The organism is Pseudomonadota bacterium (assembly GCA_026388315.1).
GTDB lineage: Bacteria > Desulfobacterota > Syntrophorhabdia > Syntrophorhabdales > Syntrophorhabdaceae > MWEV01.
The window spans coordinates 65,613-85,457 of sequence record JAPLKA010000110.1; the positions used below are offsets into that span (position 1 = coordinate 65,613).

At 45.8% G+C, this 19,845-nt stretch carries 18 protein-coding genes; 17 read left to right on the forward strand and 1 reads right to left on the reverse strand.

Annotated features, from left to right (window positions below):
- Nucleotides 1–273: 273 nt before the first annotated feature.
- Nucleotides 274–444: a hypothetical protein gene (locus tag NTX75_15555; GenBank protein MCX5817627.1), complete on the reverse strand. Its 171-nt coding sequence runs from the start codon at nucleotides 442–444 to the stop codon at nucleotides 274–276.
- 292 nt (nucleotides 445–736) lie between these two features.
- Between NTX75_15555 and NTX75_15560 the strand changes: the two genes are divergently transcribed.
- The 17 genes from NTX75_15560 to cysK all read left to right on the forward strand — a co-directional run bounded on the left by NTX75_15560 (nucleotide 737) and on the right by cysK (nucleotide 19,838).
- Complete coding sequence (locus tag NTX75_15560) at nucleotides 737–1,252, forward strand: cache domain-containing protein (GenBank protein ID MCX5817628.1); 516 nt, start codon at nucleotides 737–739, stop codon at nucleotides 1,250–1,252.
- Nucleotides 1,249–2,643, forward strand: a complete 1,395-nt coding sequence (locus NTX75_15565; GenBank protein MCX5817629.1) for a C4-dicarboxylate ABC transporter substrate-binding protein — start codon at nucleotides 1,249–1,251, stop codon at nucleotides 2,641–2,643. Before NTX75_15560 ends, NTX75_15565 begins: the two co-directional genes overlap by 4 nt.
- A 73-nt stretch (nucleotides 2,644–2,716) precedes the next feature.
- Nucleotides 2,717–4,354 (forward strand): peptide-binding protein, encoded by a 1,638-nt coding sequence (locus NTX75_15570; GenBank protein ID MCX5817630.1) that lies wholly within the window; start codon nucleotides 2,717–2,719, stop codon nucleotides 4,352–4,354.
- The gene (locus NTX75_15575; GenBank protein MCX5817631.1) at nucleotides 4,335–5,309 is read left to right on the forward strand and encodes an ABC transporter permease; all 975 of its coding nucleotides are present in this window, start codon (nucleotides 4,335–4,337) and stop codon (nucleotides 5,307–5,309) included. Before NTX75_15570 ends, NTX75_15575 begins: the two co-directional genes overlap by 20 nt.
- 220 nt (nucleotides 5,310–5,529) lie before the next feature.
- Nucleotides 5,530–6,840: a DEAD/DEAH box helicase gene (locus tag NTX75_15580; protein MCX5817632.1), complete on the forward strand. Its 1,311-nt coding sequence runs from the start codon at nucleotides 5,530–5,532 to the stop codon at nucleotides 6,838–6,840.
- 329 nt (nucleotides 6,841–7,169) lie between these two features.
- Complete coding sequence (locus tag NTX75_15585) at nucleotides 7,170–8,582, forward strand: sigma 54-interacting transcriptional regulator (GenBank protein MCX5817633.1); 1,413 nt, start codon at nucleotides 7,170–7,172, stop codon at nucleotides 8,580–8,582.
- 274 nt (nucleotides 8,583–8,856) lie between these two features.
- Nucleotides 8,857–10,101, forward strand: coding sequence for an ABC transporter substrate-binding protein (locus NTX75_15590; GenBank protein MCX5817634.1), 1,245 nt, complete (start codon nucleotides 8,857–8,859; stop codon nucleotides 10,099–10,101).
- Nucleotides 10,102–10,128: 27 nt separating this feature from the next.
- Nucleotides 10,129–11,013, forward strand: coding sequence for a branched-chain amino acid ABC transporter permease (locus NTX75_15595; protein MCX5817635.1), 885 nt, complete (start codon nucleotides 10,129–10,131; stop codon nucleotides 11,011–11,013).
- 4 nt (nucleotides 11,014–11,017) lie between these two features.
- On the forward strand, nucleotides 11,018–11,983 hold the full coding sequence (locus NTX75_15600; GenBank protein ID MCX5817636.1) for a branched-chain amino acid ABC transporter permease: 966 nt from the start codon (nucleotides 11,018–11,020) through the stop codon (nucleotides 11,981–11,983).
- Nucleotides 11,967–12,722 carry an ABC transporter ATP-binding protein gene (locus NTX75_15605; GenBank protein ID MCX5817637.1) on the forward strand — a complete coding sequence of 252 codons (756 nt, stop codon included), beginning with the start codon at nucleotides 11,967–11,969 and terminating at the stop codon, nucleotides 12,720–12,722. Before NTX75_15600 ends, NTX75_15605 begins: the two co-directional genes overlap by 17 nt.
- A gap of 1 nt (nucleotide 12,723) precedes the next feature.
- On the forward strand, nucleotides 12,724–13,434 hold the full coding sequence (locus tag NTX75_15610; protein ID MCX5817638.1) for an ABC transporter ATP-binding protein: 711 nt from the start codon (nucleotides 12,724–12,726) through the stop codon (nucleotides 13,432–13,434).
- A 273-nt stretch (nucleotides 13,435–13,707) separates the two neighbouring features.
- Complete coding sequence (locus NTX75_15615) at nucleotides 13,708–15,165, forward strand: 4-hydroxyphenylacetate 3-hydroxylase family protein (protein MCX5817639.1); 1,458 nt, start codon at nucleotides 13,708–13,710, stop codon at nucleotides 15,163–15,165.
- Between the two features lie 24 nt (nucleotides 15,166–15,189).
- On the forward strand, nucleotides 15,190–15,411 hold the full coding sequence (locus NTX75_15620) for a hypothetical protein (protein ID MCX5817640.1): 222 nt from the start codon (nucleotides 15,190–15,192) through the stop codon (nucleotides 15,409–15,411).
- Nucleotides 15,408–16,694 carry a 4-hydroxybutyrate CoA-transferase gene (locus NTX75_15625; GenBank protein ID MCX5817641.1) on the forward strand — a complete coding sequence of 429 codons (1,287 nt, stop codon included), beginning with the start codon at nucleotides 15,408–15,410 and terminating at the stop codon, nucleotides 16,692–16,694. The genes NTX75_15620 and NTX75_15625 overlap by 4 nt, the downstream gene beginning before the upstream one ends.
- 113 nt (nucleotides 16,695–16,807) lie before the next feature.
- A complete protein-coding gene (locus NTX75_15630) occupies nucleotides 16,808–17,476 on the forward strand; it encodes a potassium channel family protein (GenBank protein MCX5817642.1) in 669 nt (222 codons plus the stop codon).
- Between the two features lie 60 nt (nucleotides 17,477–17,536).
- The gene (locus tag NTX75_15635; protein ID MCX5817643.1) at nucleotides 17,537–18,472 is read left to right on the forward strand and encodes a YihY/virulence factor BrkB family protein; all 936 of its coding nucleotides are present in this window, start codon (nucleotides 17,537–17,539) and stop codon (nucleotides 18,470–18,472) included.
- A gap of 370 nt (nucleotides 18,473–18,842) precedes the next feature.
- Nucleotides 18,843–19,838 carry a cysteine synthase A gene (gene cysK / locus NTX75_15640; protein MCX5817644.1) on the forward strand — a complete coding sequence of 332 codons (996 nt, stop codon included), beginning with the start codon at nucleotides 18,843–18,845 and terminating at the stop codon, nucleotides 19,836–19,838.
- Nucleotides 19,839–19,845: the final 7 nt, after the last annotated feature.

A 19,845-nucleotide genomic window follows, 5' to 3' on the forward strand; every position in this document is an offset into this window, starting at 1 on the left:
TTGCACCCTTTACAGCAGGAGTTCCTTTCGGTGCAGCCTTACCAGGCGTAGTCCTTGCCGGTGCTGACTCTTCTGCCGGTCCTGTAACATCCGCTGGTTTCTGGACTTGTTTTGGTTTTTTGACTTTTTTAGGTTTTGCCTTTTTTTCAACTGTTCCAGCCGCAGCCGTTGCCGGCGCATTCTCTTCCGGCGCACCCTTTACATCCGGAGTTCCCGGTTTTGCAGCCTTACCAGGCGTAGTCCTTGCCGGTGCTGACTCTTCTGTTGCACCCTTTACAGCAGGAGTTCCTTTCGGTGCAGCCTTACCAGTTTCGGTGCAGCCTTACCAGGCGTAGTCCTTGCCGGTGCATTCTCTTCCGGCGCACCCTTTATCTGTGCAAACACTGTGGAGACAAATGCAACACTGATTAGTAACACAAATGCAAACATTAAAACTTTTTTCATAACCCTACCTCCTCCTCATGATATGTATAATTTCCTTAATACACTATAGATGCATATAACACGAACTTTTTTATATTGTCAAGATAGAAGTTGACTGTTTCATCTTACAATTAAAAAATAAAATGGAAAAGGAAATGGCAAAAATCCATTTATTCAAGTTTTCCTTGCAAAAAATAATATATTGTATAATTATGAGTACTGTATCTAAACTACATTAAACCCTGTTTAGGCAGGGGGAGGGGGCGACCCCACTACGGGGACAGGCGCAAGCCCCGTAAAATAAGGAGGATGTATGAAAAGAGTGTTGAAAACGGTGTGCGCGGTTGTGCTGAGCATGGGGGTTTTGTGCCTGCCCGCTTTTGCACAGTCTGACAAAGCGGAGAGCGTATCAGCTCAGGATATGCTAATTAAGAGCGAAGTCGAAACAGCGGTAAGCATGCTTCAGGCTGTTTTTCTGAAATATCAGAAGGGAGAGATATCCCTTGAGCAGGCCAGGAAACTTGGCGCTGACCTTCTCCGTGAACTTCGCTACGGGGTAGACGGGTATTTCTGGGCGGATACGACGGAAGGTGTCAATGTGGTTCTCTACGGCCGGAAGGATACGGAAGGAAGGAAACGGATCGAGGACAAGGACCAGAAGGGGATATTCTACGTAAAGGAATTTCTCGCAACAGGAACAACCGGCGGCGGATACGTGGAATACTGGTTCCCGAAGAAGGGAGAGACAAAGGCCCAGGCCAAGAGGTCATATGTGCTTTTGTTCAAGCCCTTCGGGTGGGTTATAGGGACTGGTTATTACCAGAAATGAGAAAAATAGATTTTCGTGACATTTCGATCCGTGAACTTTTCACATTTATTATCCCTGCGCTATTAGTGGTTTTTGCCGTTTTCCTGATTGCCTATTATGTTGTCCAGCCTGCCCCTCCTGGCACTATCGTCATGATTACCGGAATCGAAGGTCGTACTTATGCTGCTTTCGGTGAGCGCTACAAGGAAATCCTGGCACGCTCAAATGTACATCTCAAGTTGCTCGATTCTTCTGGATCAGTGGAGAATTTCAAGCGACTGAAAGATAAAACGATAGCAGTTGATGTCGGATTTGTTCAAGGGGGAACAAGTTCCGGTCCTGAAGCACCGAATCTGCTTTCCTTGGGAAGCATCACGTACAGTCCTCTATGGGTGTTTTATAGAGGTAAAGAGACGCTCGATGATTTTTCACAGCTCAAAGGAAAGAGGATCGCCATAGGGCCAGAAGGCAGCGGTCTGCGGAAACTATCACTCGACTTACTCAAAGCCGGCAACGCAGCAGACCTACCGACCATCCTGCTGGATATTGCAGATGGAGCAGCGATTAAGGCACTGAAGGAAGGCCGGGTTGACGTTGTTATTACAATCGGCTCAACTGATACATTATTTATGCAGGAGTTGCTTAATGCTTACAACGTGAAGCTTATGAATTTAGGCCAGGCAGAAGCATATACAAGGCTTGTCCCCGGCCTGTCCCATGTGATATTACCGAAGGGCATAATAAACATCCCGAAAAGATTGCCTCCATCGGACATCAATCTCGTTGCATCAACGACAAATCTTGTTGTGCGTAACATGATGCACCCGGCCCTGATGTATCTTCTCCTCGATGCTGCGGCTGAGATTCATGGGGGCGCCGGCTGGGTAAATAAAGCGGGAGAATTTCCTGCTCCCAAGGTTCAGGATTTTCCTTTAAGCGACCAAGCGGAAAGGTTCTATAAAACGGGCCGTCCTTTTTTGCTCGATTACCTGCCTTTTTGGGTTGCCGTATTGTTGGACCGTATAGTCAAGATATTGATTCCGGTACTTGCGGTTATATTTCCTCTTATGAGAATCCTGCCCTGGTTTTATTCCTGGCGAAACAGATCAAAACTCTATCGTTTGTATGGCGAATTGAAATACCTTGAGTTAGAAATAACGCAACAATTGCGACCAGGACATGTTGTGGATTATTCCGCAAAGCTCGACCGGATCGAAGCGGCGGCCAATAAAGTTAGTATACCGCTCAATTTCTATGGCGAACTTTACACATTAAAAGAACATATCGAGTTGGTACGTGAAAAGGTGATTCGTTTGAATCAGCGTGAAGCCTCCAAAGACCTCCCATTATCAACTCCTGAACATCCTGGCGAACATGTCAAACTTTCGGAAGACTCGGCCGCTCGAATGTGATTTGAAAAATTGCACATACAAGGATTCAGCGGTTTACATTTCTGCTTCTTGTCTGTTAGAATACCTTATCGTTATGACACTGAGGAAAGCCTTTGTTTTGTTGATTCTCCTGCTCTTTCTGGTAGCCTGTGGACCGAAAAAAGAACAGGGTTTTTACGATGATCCGGGAAAGCCTGCCTATGGCGATACAATGATTACTGCATCCATCGGCGAGGCATCATGCCTGATCCCCATCCTTGCGTCCGATTCGGCATCCCATGAAATCGCAGGATACGTCTATAATGGCCTTGTAAAACTCGATAAAAATCTCAATATAGTGGGGGATCTTGCCGAATCATGGGATATTTCAAAAGATAACCTTACCTTTACATTCCACCTCAAAAAAGGCGTCAAATGGCATGACGGCAAACCGTTTACCGCACACGACGTGATGTACACATATAAAGTTATTATTGATCCGAAAACACCTACACCTTATTCAAGCGACTTCAGGGAAGTGAAAGAGGCAAAAGTGATCGATGATTACACATTTCAGGTAACATACAACAAACCTTTTGCCCCGAGCCTGATAAGCTGGGGTACATCAATATTGCCGAAGCACCTTCTGGAAGGAAAAGATATCACAAAATCACCGCTCATCAGAAAGCCTGTCGGGACAGGCCCGTATGTGTTCAAAGAGTGGATTTCCGGGGACAGGGTCGTTCTTATTGCAAACGATGCCTATTTCGAGGGGAAACCCTTCATTGCCCGTCATGTAATCAAGGTAATCCCGGACAGCGCCACCATGTTTCTTGAGTTAAAGAACAGCGCCATAGACAGCATGTCTTTGACGCCTCTCCAGTTTACGAAACAGACAAATTATCCGGCCTTCAAGAGGGAATTCAACAGGTTTCAGTACCCCTCCTTCACATATGTATATTTTGGCTATAATCTGAAGCACCAGTTTTTTAAGGATAAACGGGTGCGACAGGCTATAAGCCATGCCATCAACAAGCAGGAAATTATTGATGGTATCCTCCTTGGCCAGGGGATAGAGGCAACGGGACCTTATAAACCGGATATGTGGGTTTACAACAAAAACGTGAAGAAATACGAATACAGCAAAGAGAAGGCCCTCGCACTTCTGAAGGAAGCAGGTTTTGAGAAAGGCTCCGACGGAACGCTCTCCAGAGGCGGAAAACCCCTTGAGTTTACTATCCTCGTGAATCAGGGCAATGATGTGCGGATACGCTGCGCCGAATTGATTCAGCAGAGGTTCAAGGATATCGGTATCAGTGTGAAAATCAGGGTTGTAGAGTGGGCGAGCTTCATCAATGAATTCATAGACAAAAGGAATTTTGAGGCGGTCATCCTCGGCTGGACGATCTCGCGGTCCGACCCGGACATTTATGATGTCTGGCATTCTTCGAAACAGGGTTCCAAAGAGCTTAATTTCATGTCCTTTGAAAATAAGGAGGTCGATGACCTGCTCGTAAAGGCTCGCCATACTTTCGATAAGAATGAGCGGAAACGATACTACGACCGGATACAGGAAATCCTTGCCGAAGAACAGCCATACACATTTCTCTTCATCCCTTATGCGAACCTCGCAATTCACAAGCGGTTTAAAGGGATAGAGCCTGCGCCGGCCGGTATCAGCTATAATATCTTTACATGGTATGTACCGGAAGAACAGAGGAGGTATAAGTCGAATGTTGCGATATCTCCTTAAGCGCCTTATCCTGATGGTTCCCATGCTGCTCGGTATCACGCTCATCTCTTTTGCAGTGATACATCTTGCCCCAGGCGAGCCTGATGTTGTCGGGGCAGAGATGAACCCGAAGGTGACAAAACAGATGAGGGAGCAGATCAGGAGCCTTTACGGGCTCGATAAACCCCTCTATACGCAGTATTATATGTGGCTCAAGCGCTTCGTAAAGCTCGATTTTGGCACCTCTTTCACACCGGACCGCAGACCTGTTATCGATAAAATAAAGGAGCGCCTGCCTATAACGATTTCCATCAACTTTCTTTCAATGATACTCATTTTTTTTATCGGTATCCCCATAGGCGTATATTGCGCCCGTTACAAGGACAGTATTATGGACAAGGCGTTCACTACTTTTGTTTTTGCAGGGTATGCCATGCCGTACTTCTGGCTTGCGTTGCTTTTAATGATGTTTTTCGGGGTCTATCTTGAATTTCTCCCCATATCAGGGCTCAAGTCTTTCAATTATGATGAACTTTCTGCTGCCGGGAAGATACTGGATATATTGAAACACCTTATTCTCCCTGTCTGCGTATCGGCTTTCGGTGGTCTGGCAGGCATCTCACGGTACATGAAGAACGGACTCCTTGAAGTGCTGCGCCAGGAGTACATAACCACAGCATATGCAAAGGGACTCCCTGAGGGTATGGTTCTCAAAAAGCATGCCCTGAGGAATGCCCTTTTGCCTGTCATTACGATACTTGGTTTTTCCGTGCCCGGGCTTATCGGTGGAAGTGTCATTTTTGAAACGATCTTTGCCATTCCCGGCATGGGACAACTGTTCTATATGAGCGTTATGTCAAGAGACTATCCTACTATCATGGGTATCCTCGTGATAGGCGCTTTTCTTACACTCCTCGGCAACCTTCTTGCCGACCTTTTTTATGCCATTGCCGACCCGAGGATCAGAATAGGGTAGGGGGAAAGAGGTCACGGGGAAAAGAGGTGGTGGATCCGGGTTTCCATTCTCCAATTGACAGGGCCGCAGAATAAGCTTATAGTGTTACTCAAGTAACGAAGTAATGATCAAGGCTGCGTGAGAGATTTATCAAACAATCTGTCCAAAACGCTCCCCTAACGAGATAATATCCGGTCATATTTTGCTTTAGCTACTAATCTACTTTAATAAAGAAGGTGTCATGAGTTTTAGTTCATTTAAGCTTCATCCACAAATAGCAGCCGGTGTCAAGGCACTCGGCTACCAGATCCCGACTCCTATCCAGGTACAGGCGATCCCGCCCGTCCTTGCAGGCAAAGACGTTATGGGCCTCGCCCAGACCGGGACCGGCAAAACAGCGGCATTCGTGCTGCCGATTCTGGAGCATCTGCTCCCGGGTCCACGCGGCAAGGTGCGCTCCCTTATCATTGCGCCCACACGTGAACTGGCAGAACAGATCCATGTATCGATCGGAGAACTGGGGCGCAATACGCATCTGACAAGCTGTACGATTTACGGCGGCGTGGGTGTGAACCCGCAGGTCCAGAAACTGCGAGCCGGCGTTGACATTGTTGTTGCCTGTCCCGGCCGGTTACTCGATCACCTTAACCAGAGGACCATCAACCTTGCGAATCTGGAAGTCCTTGTTCTTGACGAAGCGGACCGAATGTTCGATATGGGCTTTCTCCCCGACATCAGGCGGATCATCAAACAATTGCCCAGTAAGCGGCAGACGCTGATGTTCTCAGCCACCATGGCCGACAGTATCCGAAAACTGACGGACGAAGTGCTGCATAATCCTGTTACGGTAAAGATCGGTAATACGACCCCGGCAAACACGGTCTCACATGCCCTTTATCCGGTTGCGCAGCATCTGAAGACCGGTCTCCTAATGGAACTCCTCAAGCAGACCGATACGGAATCGATCCTGATTTTCGCACGCACCAAGCACAGGGCAAAACGCGTCGGCCAGGAGCTGCAGAAGGCAGGATACAGGGCTGCCTCGCTCCAGGGGAATCTGTCGCAGAACAAGCGCCAGGGCGCCCTCGACGGCTTCCGCAATGGCTCATACCAGATACTGGTGGCAACGGATATCGCGGCCCGCGGCATCGATGTATTGAGCATATCTCATGTCATCAACTATGATATGCCGGATACAACGGATGCGTACACGCACCGCATCGGCCGGACCGGCCGCGCCGCAAAGACCGGAGACGCCTTCACCTTTGTCAGCCAGGAGGACGAGCCCCAGGTAAAGAGCATCGAACGCGTGCTGGGCAAGAAGATCGAGCGGCGCATACTGAAGGGTTTTGATTATACGAAAGCAGCGCCGGCAAGGAATACCGAATTCGCGCGGTCGCCGCAGCCCCGCAGGGCGCAGCCGAAACCAGGGCAGTCCGTCGTACGCACGAATACGGGGGCCCGGCCCAACACAAGTTCAGCCCGCCCGGCCCGCGGTGCCGCTTCCGGAACCAAAGCCACAGCATCGCCTCATAACAGAAGGTGGCCTTAACAAGGGTAGGATAACGTTCTTTAAAAACTAAGTTCCACAAAAATAGTTGATAGTTTATAGTTGAACCCCCACATAATAATACTAATCATCTCAAATCAGCATCAGTGATTTTGTCTGTTTTTAACTTAAAACTTAAAACTTGGAACTTAAAACTGCCACAGCCCCAATGCCCGCACCCGTTAAGGAAAACCCTGGCAATAAAAAGCCCCCTCAGGTGTGAGCAGGAAAAATATCAGGTTCATTTACTTATTCATCCGTTCTCGGATTTGCATTGATAAACAAGTGCATTCTCTGTTAATTTTATATAAAAATTAGAGGAATTGTGGGGAATGGAAAAACTCAGAAAACATATTAAGAAATTTGCAAAAGACCTCGAAGCTATCATAGAAAATACCTATGACGGGCTTTATATCACGGATGGCGATGCCAATACTCTTATGATAAACCAGGCCTACGAGAGGATAGCTGGTATCAAGCGTGAAGAGGTGCTCGGCAAAAACATGAGGGACCTTGTTGCCTCAGGTGTAATTGACCGTTCCGTGAGTGTGGAGGTAATTGAAAAGAAGAAACTGGTTACCATTATGCAGGAATTGAGGAATGGGAAAAAGGTGCTTGTAACAGGTAGTCCCGTTTTTGATAAAGACAACGGCACGATTGTCCTCGTTGTGACGAATGTAAGGGATATCACGGAACTCATGGAGTTAAAAGACAAGCTGCATGAGCGGACACTTGAAGCGAACCATTATCTGGCAGAGCTTGACAAGATGAAGATCCTTCAGCAGCAGAAGATAAAATTTGCAACAAAGAGTAAAAAGATTCTTGAAATTCTGGAATTGGCAATAAAGGCCGCCCAATTTGATTCAAATATTTTGATAACGGGTGAATCCGGTGTGGGCAAAGGGCTCATGACGAGGCTTATCCATGAATCAAGCAGCAGAAAAGGCCAGCCATTTATCGTGATTAACTGTGCCGGCATCCCCGAAGACCTCTTTGAAAGTGAGCTCTTCGGCTACGACCCCGGTGCTTTCTCCGGTGCGAGTACGAAAGGGAAAAAGGGACTTCTTGAGGTGGCCGATAAGGGCTCGGTTTTTCTGGATGAAATAGGTGATATGAGCCTGAGACTCCAGTCAAAACTATTACGTGTTATTGAAGAGAAAGAGATGACGAGGCTTGGCTCCACGAAAACAGTAAAGCTTAATATAAGGATTATATCTGCCACGAACCAGGATATGGCCGCCCTTATTGAGCATAAGAAGTTCAGGCAGGATTTATATTTCCGCCTTAATACCATTTCTTTTGTGATCCCGCCATTACGGGAGCGCACCGAAGATATAATACCCCTGATACAATATTTCACCGAACGGCTTAATGAGCGGTACAATATGAAAAAACATTTTAATCCTCAGACTACGCAGTTGCTCATGCTTTATCCATTCCCCGGTAATGTGAGGGAGCTTTCCAACATTATCGAGCAGGCGTTTCTGATCAGTAAAAATGACCTGATAGATGTTGAGGATCTCCCTCTTCAGGTGAGGGGCGCCGTGGATTCGCAACGCATCTTCATAGATAGTGGAAACAGGTCGTATAACGAAATCGTGAACCTCATGGAGTACAGGGTTCTCAAGAATGCAATCGAGAAATACGGGAGCACCCATAAGGTTGCAAAAAATCTGAAAATCAGCCAGAGCACGATTGTCCGCAAGATGAAAAAATTGAATATCAGGCCATCCGATGCAGATTAGAATTAAAACGATGCATAATTGCATCAAAGCGTTTTTTTCAGATCGCTTACAGTTTTCCTTCAACTTGTTATTCCTGCGAAAGCAGGAATGAATAGCCTTTTTAAAATTACCGGATTTCCGTTATCATAACAGTCATTACGAGCGTCTGCAGGGTATGTAACTCATCATTCAAAACTGTCGTTAAACTGCTTGACAGAAATATGTCCAGTGGCATATAAATTGCTTGGTTAAAGGAAGTGGTTTTATTGCTTCAAAATTCATAGAGGAGGTTTTCATGAAACGCAAGCTCATTTCGTTATTGCTTATTTTAGCAGTATTGGCCCCTCTTACAGCCGTTTATGGTGCCGAAACAATCAAGATCGGTGCGCTTTACACCATGACAGGCCGTGGAGGACAGTATGGCAAGGACTCAGAGGTTGCCATCAAGATTGCACTGGATGAAGTGAATGCAAAGGGGTTGCCGGGGGGCGCCAAGTTAGATGTGATAATTACCGATGACAAAAACCCCCAGTATGCTGTCAGTGTGGCGAAACGCTATATTACGGATGAAAAGTGTAAATTTCTTTTTGGTATCATCTCTACTGGTATTGGTCTTGCGGTCACAGAAGTGAGCAAAGAGTATAAAGTAATCTTTGTGGGCACTGACCATGCCGGAACAGACTTGACTGCCAACAAATTCCAGAAATATTATTTCAGAACCAGCAACAACACCTTCCAGTCTATGATGGCAGGGGCATACTACCTGAAAGACGAAGTGAAGAACTGGAAAAAGATTGCCTATATCGGCCCTGATTATGCCTATGGTCGTGACCAGTTGATGGAATTGAAATGGGGTTTGGATAAATTAGGCGTTAAGTATCAGCTTGTTGGTGAATACTGGCCGAAACTCTACGAACCCGATTATACGTCTTATATAACTGCTATTATTAAGGCAGCCCCTGATATTCTTGTTAACGGCATGTGGGGCGGAGATACAGTTTCCTTTATTAAACAGGCAAAACCATACAAACTTTTTGAAAAAATGAAATATTTCCATGTAGATGCAGGCGGAAATTATGAAGCGCTTGCAGCCCTTGGAGCTGATATGCCTGAAGGGATCATTATGTCTGCCCGTCACCACAATAACTGGCCCGAAACATCGGCTAACAAGGCCTATGTGCAAAAATTCTATAAAGCAGCCGGCAGGTATCCATCATACGCAGCGGAAGGCGCCTATGTGGGTATCCATGTGATCGCTGAGGCGATAAGAAAGGTTGGCAATGCAAACGATACAGAAGCCCTGGTTAAAGCTATGGAAGGCATGAAGATCCAGACTCCGGAAGATCCACCAGGATTTATCTCCTATATCGATCCAAAGACACACCAGATCGTTCAAGTCCAGGCGATTGGCACGACAGTAAAGAATGACAAATTCCCGCCGGCAAAGTATATGTTGGGTAACTTTAAAGTGTACCCTGCTGACAAACTGTGGCCAAGTTTTGAATACATTGACTATATGACAAAAGTGAAAGGTAAATAAATTCAGTAAAGGGAGCAGGGTTCAGGTATGGACTTTAATACATTAATTGCACAGTTTGTTAGTGGTCTTTCTGTTGCCATGTTGTTATTTCTCGTCGCAAGCGGTCTTACACTCATATTCGGAGTGGTAAACGTCCTGAACTTCGCACATGGTTCCTTCTATCTTCTGGGCACATATTTTACCTACCAGCTTATGCAGATGTTCAACAATTTCTGGGTAGGGCTTCTAGTTGGTGTTATAGGTGCGGGGATAGTAGGGATGGTGATCGAAGTTCTTTTCCTCAGGCGTATTTACGGGAGGGACCAGGAAGGCGCTTTCCAATTGCTCATGACATACGCATTCATACTCATCATTGACGACGTGGTAAAATTTATCTGGGGTCCAGAGTATAAGACCATACCTAAGCCCGATGCCCTTATGGGCTCTTTGAACATAGGAACTACAGTGGTTCCGACTTACAATGTTTTCATCATAGTAGTTGGCTTACTTGTTGTTTTGTTCGCGTGGTACTTTCTCACGAAAACGGACAAAGGAAAAATGGTGAGGGCTTCGTCTCTCGACAGAAACATGCTTGGTCTGCTCGGAACGAATGTACCCATGATCATGACGCTCGTTTTTGGAGTGGCAACGGCCATGGGCGGACTCGCAGGGATTCTGGCGGCACCGCTCCGAACCGTTACACCCGGCGCTGGAGTTGAAGTGATTATTGACTCTATGATCGTAGTAGTAATCGGTGGTTTCGGCAATTTCTGGGGTGCCCTGCTGGGCGCTTTAATTATTGGTGAAGTTCTCTCTTTCGGAATTCTCTGGATGCCGGAATTGGCTACCGTCCTTACCTTTATCGTTATGATTATAGTCTTGATCGTGAAACCCGAAGGACTTCTTGCGAAAAAGATGGTGGGGAGGAAATAGCGCTGTGAAAAAATTAAAAGACTATCTGCCCTGGATAGCATATTTTGTATTTTTTCTTGGAATACTTATTGTAAATCCTGGTACACATTATATCCACCTCGTTTCAAGGGTTATTATTTTCAGTCTTTATGCCGTAGCCTTTAATCTTTTATTTGGAACAACGGGGCTTGTATCATTCGGGCATGCGCTTTTTTACGGGATAGGCGCCTATATTACCGGTATGCTTGTCAAGGCAACAGGCCCGGAATATTTTCTCCTTTTCATAGTACTCGGGGCAGCAGGCGCCGCTTTTGTCTCTGTTTTCATCGGTCTTTTAACCCTCAGGTTAACGGGCGTCTACTTTACTATGCTTACGTTGGCCTTTGCTCAACTGGTATGGGGTCTTACCTTTAAACTTTATCACTTCACAGGTGGCGACGACGGTATACAGGCAATAGCCAAACCTGCCATGCTCACCGGAGGTGTAACAAAATACTATCTCTTCAGTTTTGTAGTGGTCACTATCTGCATGTATATTTTGTGGAGGATACGGAAGTCCCCATTCGGATCTGTTCTCAACTGTATAAGGCAGAATCCTCAAAGGATAACGTTCCTCGGCTTGAATGTATATAAAAATCAGCTCAAGGCGTTTGTTATATCGGCCTTCTTTGCAGGGGTAGCAGGCGGGCTTTATGCCGGTCTTGATGGAAGTATCCATCCTGATATGCTGCACTGGCCAACATCAGGCAATGCGATCCTCATGGCAACGATCGGTGGTATGGGTACATTCTTCGGTCCTGTCATAGGTGCGGCGATCCTTACGGGATTGGAAGAAATAGTCGGGAAATACACTGAATACTGGTCATTCAGTATCGGTGTGGTAGTGCTTATTGTTGTCCTTCTGTTCCCAAGAGGTGTACTGGGGATTAAACGTTTGGCTGGCAACAAGAACAAAGAGGAAAAGGAGACAGAAGTTGTCTGTAATTCTTGAAATTAAAAATCTTGACAAACATTTCGGCGGCATTCATGTGACGAACCATGTAAACATCAGTGTCAAAAAAGGCGAGATGTCCGCAATTATCGGGCCTAACGGGGCCGGGAAAACAACCTTTTTCAATCTTATAACGGGTTTTATCCCCTCTGATGACGGGAGCGTTGTATACGAAGATCAGGATATAACAAAGGAAAGACCGGAAAAAATAGTAAAACTTGGGATGGTCCGCGCCTTTCAGGTATCGAGCCTTTTTCTCGAGGAAACGGTCTTTGATAATGTATATCTGGCAGCACTTGCTAATTTCAGAAAGAATGCAAAGATTTTTGCCGACAGAATGGCTTTCAAGGATGCCCGCGAACATACGGAGTTTATCCTTGATAAAATCGGGCTTTCCCATTGCAAAGAGCTGAAGGCTTCAGAATTATCACACGGAGATACGAAGATTCTTGATATCGCAATAGCATTAACATTGAACCCGAAAATATTGCTGCTCGATGAGCCGACTGCAGGTATGGCGCCTGATGAGCGGATAAAGATGATGCACCTCCTGAAAGAACTCCATAAATTTTTCCAGTTAACGACGATTTTTATCGAGCATGATATGGATATGGTTTTCGGTATCGCTGAAACGATCAGGGTATTGGTGCAGGGGCAGCTTATCGCCGAAGGACCACCCGATTACATACGCAACCACGAAACTGTAATTGAAGCCTATCTCGGGAAAGAGGTGTTGTGAAATGTCCGATTTTTTAGTCGCTGAAAATATCAATTCCTATTACGGAAAAAGCCACATATTGTTCGATGTAAGCTTTATTGCCCACGAAGGTGAGACGCTTTGCCTCATGGGTCGAAACGGTGCAGGTAAGAGCACAACCTTTAAAAGCCTTGTCATGGACATTGTGCCAAAAAAAGGGAAGGTATATTTTAAAGGGCAGGATATTACGGGCATGAAAACGTTTAAGATTGCCCGTCTCGGTCTTGGCCTTGTTCCCGAGGACCGTAAGATTTTCGGGCCTCTCACGGTAAAAGAAAATTTGACCCTGGGTACCTCAATGGGTAAAGACAGAAAAGGTATCTGGAACCTTGATCTGGTGTATGAGTTTTTCCCTGTTCTGAAGGATTTTCAGTCCAGGGCGGGCGGAACGTTATCCGGTGGTGAGCAGCAGATGCTCACCATAGCGAGAACCCTCATGGGGAACCCGTTGGTGCTCCTCCTTGATGAACCCACCGAAGGGTTGAGCCCCGTCATGGTAAAAAATTTGAAAGACCTCGTTCTGAAACTGAAAGAGGTAGGGACTACGATACTGCTTTCAGAACAAAACATCAAATTCGCCATTGCTGTTTCAGATTGTGTTGCCATCATCGACAAAGGTCACATCAGGTATGAAGCGGACATTGAAACATTCAAAAAAGACGACGCCATAAAGAAACAGTATCTGGCAGTTTAAGGAAGTTGTCAGCAATCAGCAATCAGTTGTCGGCAAAAACCAACTCAAAGGTTATTGATGCAATTATGCATCACCATATTTCTGCCAAGTGCGAATCTAATTATAGCACTACCTCTGCTTGGCCAGCAACTGTAATTGTGGCACTTGAAAGCCTACATGCTATTAGGTTTAGCTGACCCCTGACCGCTGACCCCTGACCGCTGCCCATATTGGCATGTAAATTGCTTATTAAGTTATTGTAACATATAAAAAAATGAACGAGGAGGGATTGACATGCCTCTCATGACAAGCAGTGAATATATTGAAAGCTTGAGGAAGCAGAAAAAACGTATTTTCCTGGCGGGTGAAGTAATAGATAACTATGTTGATCATCCGATTATCAGACCATCGATAAACGCCTGTGCTATGACCTATGAATTAAGCCACCAGCCTGAGTACGAAGAATTATTAACTACGGCCTCAAGTCTGACGGGAAATCGGATTAACCGTTTCACCCATCTCCATCAAAGTGCAGACGATCTTGTCAAAAAGGTGAAGATGCAGAGGCTTCTCGGTCAGAAAACGGGCTGCTGTTTTCAGAGGTGCGTCGGTTTTGACGGGTTTAATGCTGTTGATTCCGTTACCTTTGAGATGGATCAGGAGTCAGGGACCGAATATAACAAACGGTTTCGCGAATATCTGAAATATGTTCAAGAGAATGATCTGGTTGTTGACGGAGCTATGACCGATACAAAAGGCAACAGAAGGCTTGCACCCTCAGACCAGGAAGACCCTGATCAGTTTGTCCATGTTGTCGAAAGAAAGAAAGACGGCATCGTTGTGAGGGGGGCCAAGGCCCACCAGACAGGAGCGATTAATTCTCATGAGATCCTTGTTATGCCCACACAAACCATGAGAGAGCAAGATAAGGATTATGCCGTCTCTTTTGCTGTACCGGCTGATGCCCGGGGTATTCTCTATATTTACGGCAGACAGTCATGCGATACGCGAAGGCTGGAAGAAGGCGACGTTGATGTCGGGAACGCCATGTTTGGCGGGCAGGAGGCCTTGATTGTATTCAGCGATGTCTTTGTGCCCTGGGAAAGGGTTTTCATGTGTGGAGAGTACAAGTATTCCGGCGCCCTTGTTGAGCGGTTTGCAGGGTATCACAGGCAGAGCTACGGCGGCTGTAAAAGCGGTGTAGGAGATGTGCTCATCGGCGCAGCACAGGCAGTTATGAAGATGCAGGGACTTGAAAAGGCATCACACATAAAGGAAAAACTCATTGAGATGATCCATCTCAATGAAACTATTTATTCATGCGGTATTGCATGTTCAGCGGAAGGGAAGCCCACCACATCGGGAACATACCTCATCGATTTAATGCTGGCGAACATCTGTAAGTTGAACGTAACCCGTTTCCCCTATGAGATTTCACGGCTGGCACAGGATATTGCCGGCGGTTTACTCGTCACACTGCCATCTGAAAAAGATTTTGCGCACCCGGAAGCTGGTCCTTTGCTGGAAAAATATTTCAGGAGCGCTTCTGCATACAGCACAGAGGACCGTTCCAGGATACAGCGCTTGATAGAAAACCTTACCCTCGGTATGGGTGCCGTCGGGTATCTTACTGAATCAATGCATGGAGCAGGTTCACCACAGGCCCAAAAGATAATGATTGGAAGGCTGGCAAATCTCGATTACAAGGAACAGATAGCAAGGGAACTGGCAGGAGTGAAGAAAGGCAATTAAGAGTTAAGAATGAAGAGAATGTAAATGAAAAAGATAAAATACTGCGGGAACTGTAATCCCGATGTACACCCGAAAGATGTAAAAAACGCCCTGGAAGCCTTTTTCACCGATATCCCCCGCGAAGATATATCGATAATGGTGAACGGGTGCTCCAGGGCTTGTTTGACTAAGAAAAACCCAGTTGATAATGCTAAAGGCAAAACCATTATCCTGAGTTCGCGGGAAGCAGTAAGGAGGAAAGGATGAACAGTTACAAAGAACGTTTGTGCTCCGCTGAAGAGGCCGTAAAAAAGGTCAGATCAGGTAACCGGATTGTATTTTCCCATGCATGTGGCGAACCGAGGGTTTTGCCGGGCGAATTAATGAAAAGAGTGAATGAACTGAATGACGTGCAAATTGTTCACATGGTGCCCATGGGTGAAGCCTTATATTGCCGTCCCGAATATGCTAAAAGCTTCAGACACGTTGCATTATTTTCCGGTGCGCCAACGAGAGAGGCCATATGGGAGAACAGGGCAGATTATATCCCCTATATATTCAGCGAGATTCCTTTTCTCTTTGATACGCTGCTCCCAGTGGACGTAGCAATGATAACTGTTTCGCCTCCCGATAAAAACGGTTATTGCAGCCTGGGTGTGTCTGTTGACTATACAAAGAAAGCTGTGGAATGTGCAAATATTGTTGTTGCAGAGATAAACAAAACGATGCCGAGAACCCACGGAGAATCTTTTGTGCATGTTTCAGAAATAGACTATTTTGTTGAAGTGGATGTGCCTATAGCAGAACTCAAAGGAACAGAAATGACAGAAGTGGAAAGAAATATCGGGAAACATGTGACTGAACTCATAGAAGATGGTTCCTGTCTCCAGTTGGGCATTGGCGGAATACCTGATGCAGTATTGAAAAATCTTGGTGGCCTTAAAGACCTCGGTGTCCACTCGGAGATGATATCCGATGGGGTGAAACACCTCGTAGAGAAGGGTATTATTAATGGAAGGAAGAAAAACTTTCACAAAGGAAAGATAGTCGTTAATTTTCTCATGGGTTCACGGGAATTCTACGACTGGATTGATGATAACCCCATTATTGAGATGCGTACCGTCGACTACACGAATAACCCTTATATCGTTGCCCAGAACAAAAACATGGTTGCCATTAATTCGGCCCTTGAGGTTGACCTGCTCGGACAGGTGTGTGCGGACACATTAGGCCCGAAACAATTCAGCGGTGTAGGCGGGCAGCTTGATTTTGTGAGAGGCGCACGTATGTCGCAGGGGGGGAAAGCAGTTATAGCGCTTCCCGCGACGGCAAAAGGTGGCGTATCAAGGATCGTTCCAACCCTTAGAGAAGGTGCGGCAGTTACGACTTCACGGAATGACGTGGATTATGTAGTAACCGATTACGGGATTGCCTCTCTCAAAGGCAAAACCGTCCGCGACAGGATGAAGGCGCTCATCAATATCGCTCACCCTGATATGAGGGGTGAACTCGAAAAAAAGGCATACGAAGTCTATCATATATCGATGTAATTCGTAAAACATCGCTTTTAAATACCTGCATTTCAAAAATATATCTTTTATTTCTGAAACAGAACGTATACACTTTTTGTTGAAAAGAGATATAAGGCAGGAGAAACCCCCCTATGAAAAAGCTTGATATCGAAAAGATAATAGAGAACAAATATTCACTTCTCCTCTTCTCTCTCATCTTGCTGATTGTGTTGTCTCCCATCGTGGACAGCTATCGATTGATTGCCTTCTTTGCCGAATCTTTCCTGTTCATGGCTATTATCGTGATAATGCTGAGAATTTTAGACGCAGGCAAGACGCTGTTTGTCATAAGCGTATCTTTTGCATTTTTTGGCATACTTTTTCATTATCTTGCCACGTTCATTGTTCAAAACAAACACATAGGTCTGCTGGCGCTCTTCACGTACATGCTCTACATAGCAATAGCGATTATATTTATGCTGAAAAAAATATTTTCAGAAAAAAGGGTTACAGGAGACACAATAAAGGGCAGTATCTCGATTTATATTTTCATCGGTATCTGGTGGCAAATTTTCTATACTGCAATCTGGGTAATTAACCCTGCATCATTCATTCTGCAAATTAACAGAATAGATTCCCCGGACTTTTTTTATTTCAGTTTTACCACCATGACCACATTGGGGTATGGCGACGTTATTCCCAAAAGCTATACGGCAAAAACGGCTGCAGTACTGCAAGCCATTACCGGGCAGATGTACCTTGCAGTACTGGTAGCCCGGCTTGTGGGTCTCCACACTGCCCACCACGACAAAAAAGATTGATACATATAAAGGTCTTTCTGCAAAAGTCAATATTGTAGATTCGATATAAGGAATGCTAAAATGGATGCACAAATGACGTCCGCATACATAAAAGGCATTGCAAAACGTAACCTGTCCTTTGTCTGGGACATTATAAAAAAACTTTTCAAGAAGTACCAGAGTGATAATGCAAACATCATTGTTTCATCCATATCATTTTATGTCCTTCTTACGTTTATCCCCTTTACACTCCTCTCCATCTATATCCTCGGTCATGTCATCGATATAAGCGCTCCCGGGGTACATTTAGCAAAATTCCTCAGAAATGTTCTTCCTGAGCCCTACAATACAATTATTGTCAAGCGCTTGATAAAAGAGCTGAATGTCATTTCATTATCGAAAAAACTTTCCGGCCCCCTGGGACTTTTGTTCCTTTTCTTTTTCACGACAAAGTTATTTTCGATTATACGGCCATCTTTCCGATTAATATTCGGTAAACACCCTGAACGGTTCCTGAGGGCAAAGGAGAAAGAACTTTTCTTTGCCTTTATCTTCTCTATAGTTCAGGCGATACTGTTCTTCAGTTTTATTTTCGGGGTAGTTTTAAAAACGCAGGTTACAAAGATGCTCCCTGTTTTTCTTTCCAAAGCCCCGGTGCTTTTTTTGTTTTCATTTCTGGACTTGCTTATTACTTTCACCATGTTTTACATACTCTATTATTTCCTTACGCCGGTGAGAAAAACCAAAAAAGTTCTCATTATATCGAGTGTCATTGCCACATTATTCTGGCATCTTGGCAAATACCTTTTTAAATATTATATACTTCACATAGGAAAATTTACCGCATTCTTCGGAACCTATGGGATATTTATTGCCTTTCTTTTCTGGATATATTTTTCGGTTTTTGTTTTTGTGGCCTGTGCAGAACTACAGTCTATACTGTTAAAGGGGCTCACGTCGCCCCCTCCAACAGCAAAGCTGCCGGAGCCTCCCCCTCTCGCTCGCGAAACTCGCTAAATTCCTCTCGCTCGCGAAACTCGCTAATTAGCCGTTTTAACAGGGGCTCACGTCGCCCCCTCCAACAGCAAAGCTGCCGGAGCCTCCCCCTCTCGCTCGCGAAACTCGCTAAATTATATCCTTGCATATATTATCTGTAATCTGTCTCGTTTTTAGTGTTTCCACTATCGACTATTCACTAACGACTATCGACTGCCTTATTTTCCGGGGCTCACGTCGCCCCCTCCAACAGCAAAGCTGCCGGAGCCTCCCCCTCTCGAAGCAATTTACAAATTGTTTGACAACCATACCCTCTTTAAGTATACTTATCCTATCATATTAATATGAATTAAATATGATATTAATTGTACGATATCACAAGGAGGACACCATGAGTAATATTTTTCGAGACAATTCCTATTCTATCGGGAAGACACCTCTTGTAAAACTGAATAAGGTTACCGGGGATGCCGGTGCAACGGTCCTCGCAAAGATCGAAGGGAGGAACCCCGCCTATTCGGTAAAGTGCAGGATCGGCGCTGCCATGATATGGGATGCAGAAAAGACCGGGAAACTGAAACCCGGTATGGAGATTATTGAGCCCACCTCAGGAAATACGGGCATAGCCCTTGCCTTTGTCGCAGCCGCCAGGGGATATAAGCTCACCCTCACCATGCCCGAAACGATGAGTATTGAGCGCCGCAAGGTGTTGAAGGCCCTCGGTGCCAGCATCATCCTCACAGAAGGGGCAAAGGGTATGAAAGGGGCTATCGCAAAGGCAGAGGAAATAGCAAAGGGTGAGCCATCACGATACTTCCTCCCGCAACAGTTTGAAAACCCTGAGAACCCGGCAATCCATGAGGCCACAACAGCCGTTGAGTTGTGGAATGATACCGACGGAAAAATGGACATCCTCGTCTCCGGTGTCGGCACAGGGGGAACCATTACGGGTGTTAGCAGATATTTCAAGATCACGAGAGGAAAACAGATTACATCCGTTGCCGTTGAACCTGTTCATTCACCTATACTCACCCAGACAAGAAACGGCGAAGAACTGAAGCCGGGTCCGCACAAGATACAGGGAATCGGCGCTGGTTTTGTCCCGAAGGTCCTCGACCTTTCTCTCGTCGACAGGATTGAAACCGTTAGCAACGATGAGGCCATAGAGATGGCTCGCCGTCTCGCCAGGGAAGAGGGGATTTTGAGCGGTATCTCATGCGGGGCCGCAGCCCACGTGGCAGTAAAAATCGCCCATGAACCCCAGAACGTGGGAAAGACGATCGTTGTCATCTTCCCTGACAGCGGAGAACGGTATCTCTCAACGGTACTATTCGAAGGAATCCTCGGCAGAGTTGAAGGCGCCGGTGCATCGGATGTTCCCCTGTAAGAAGACG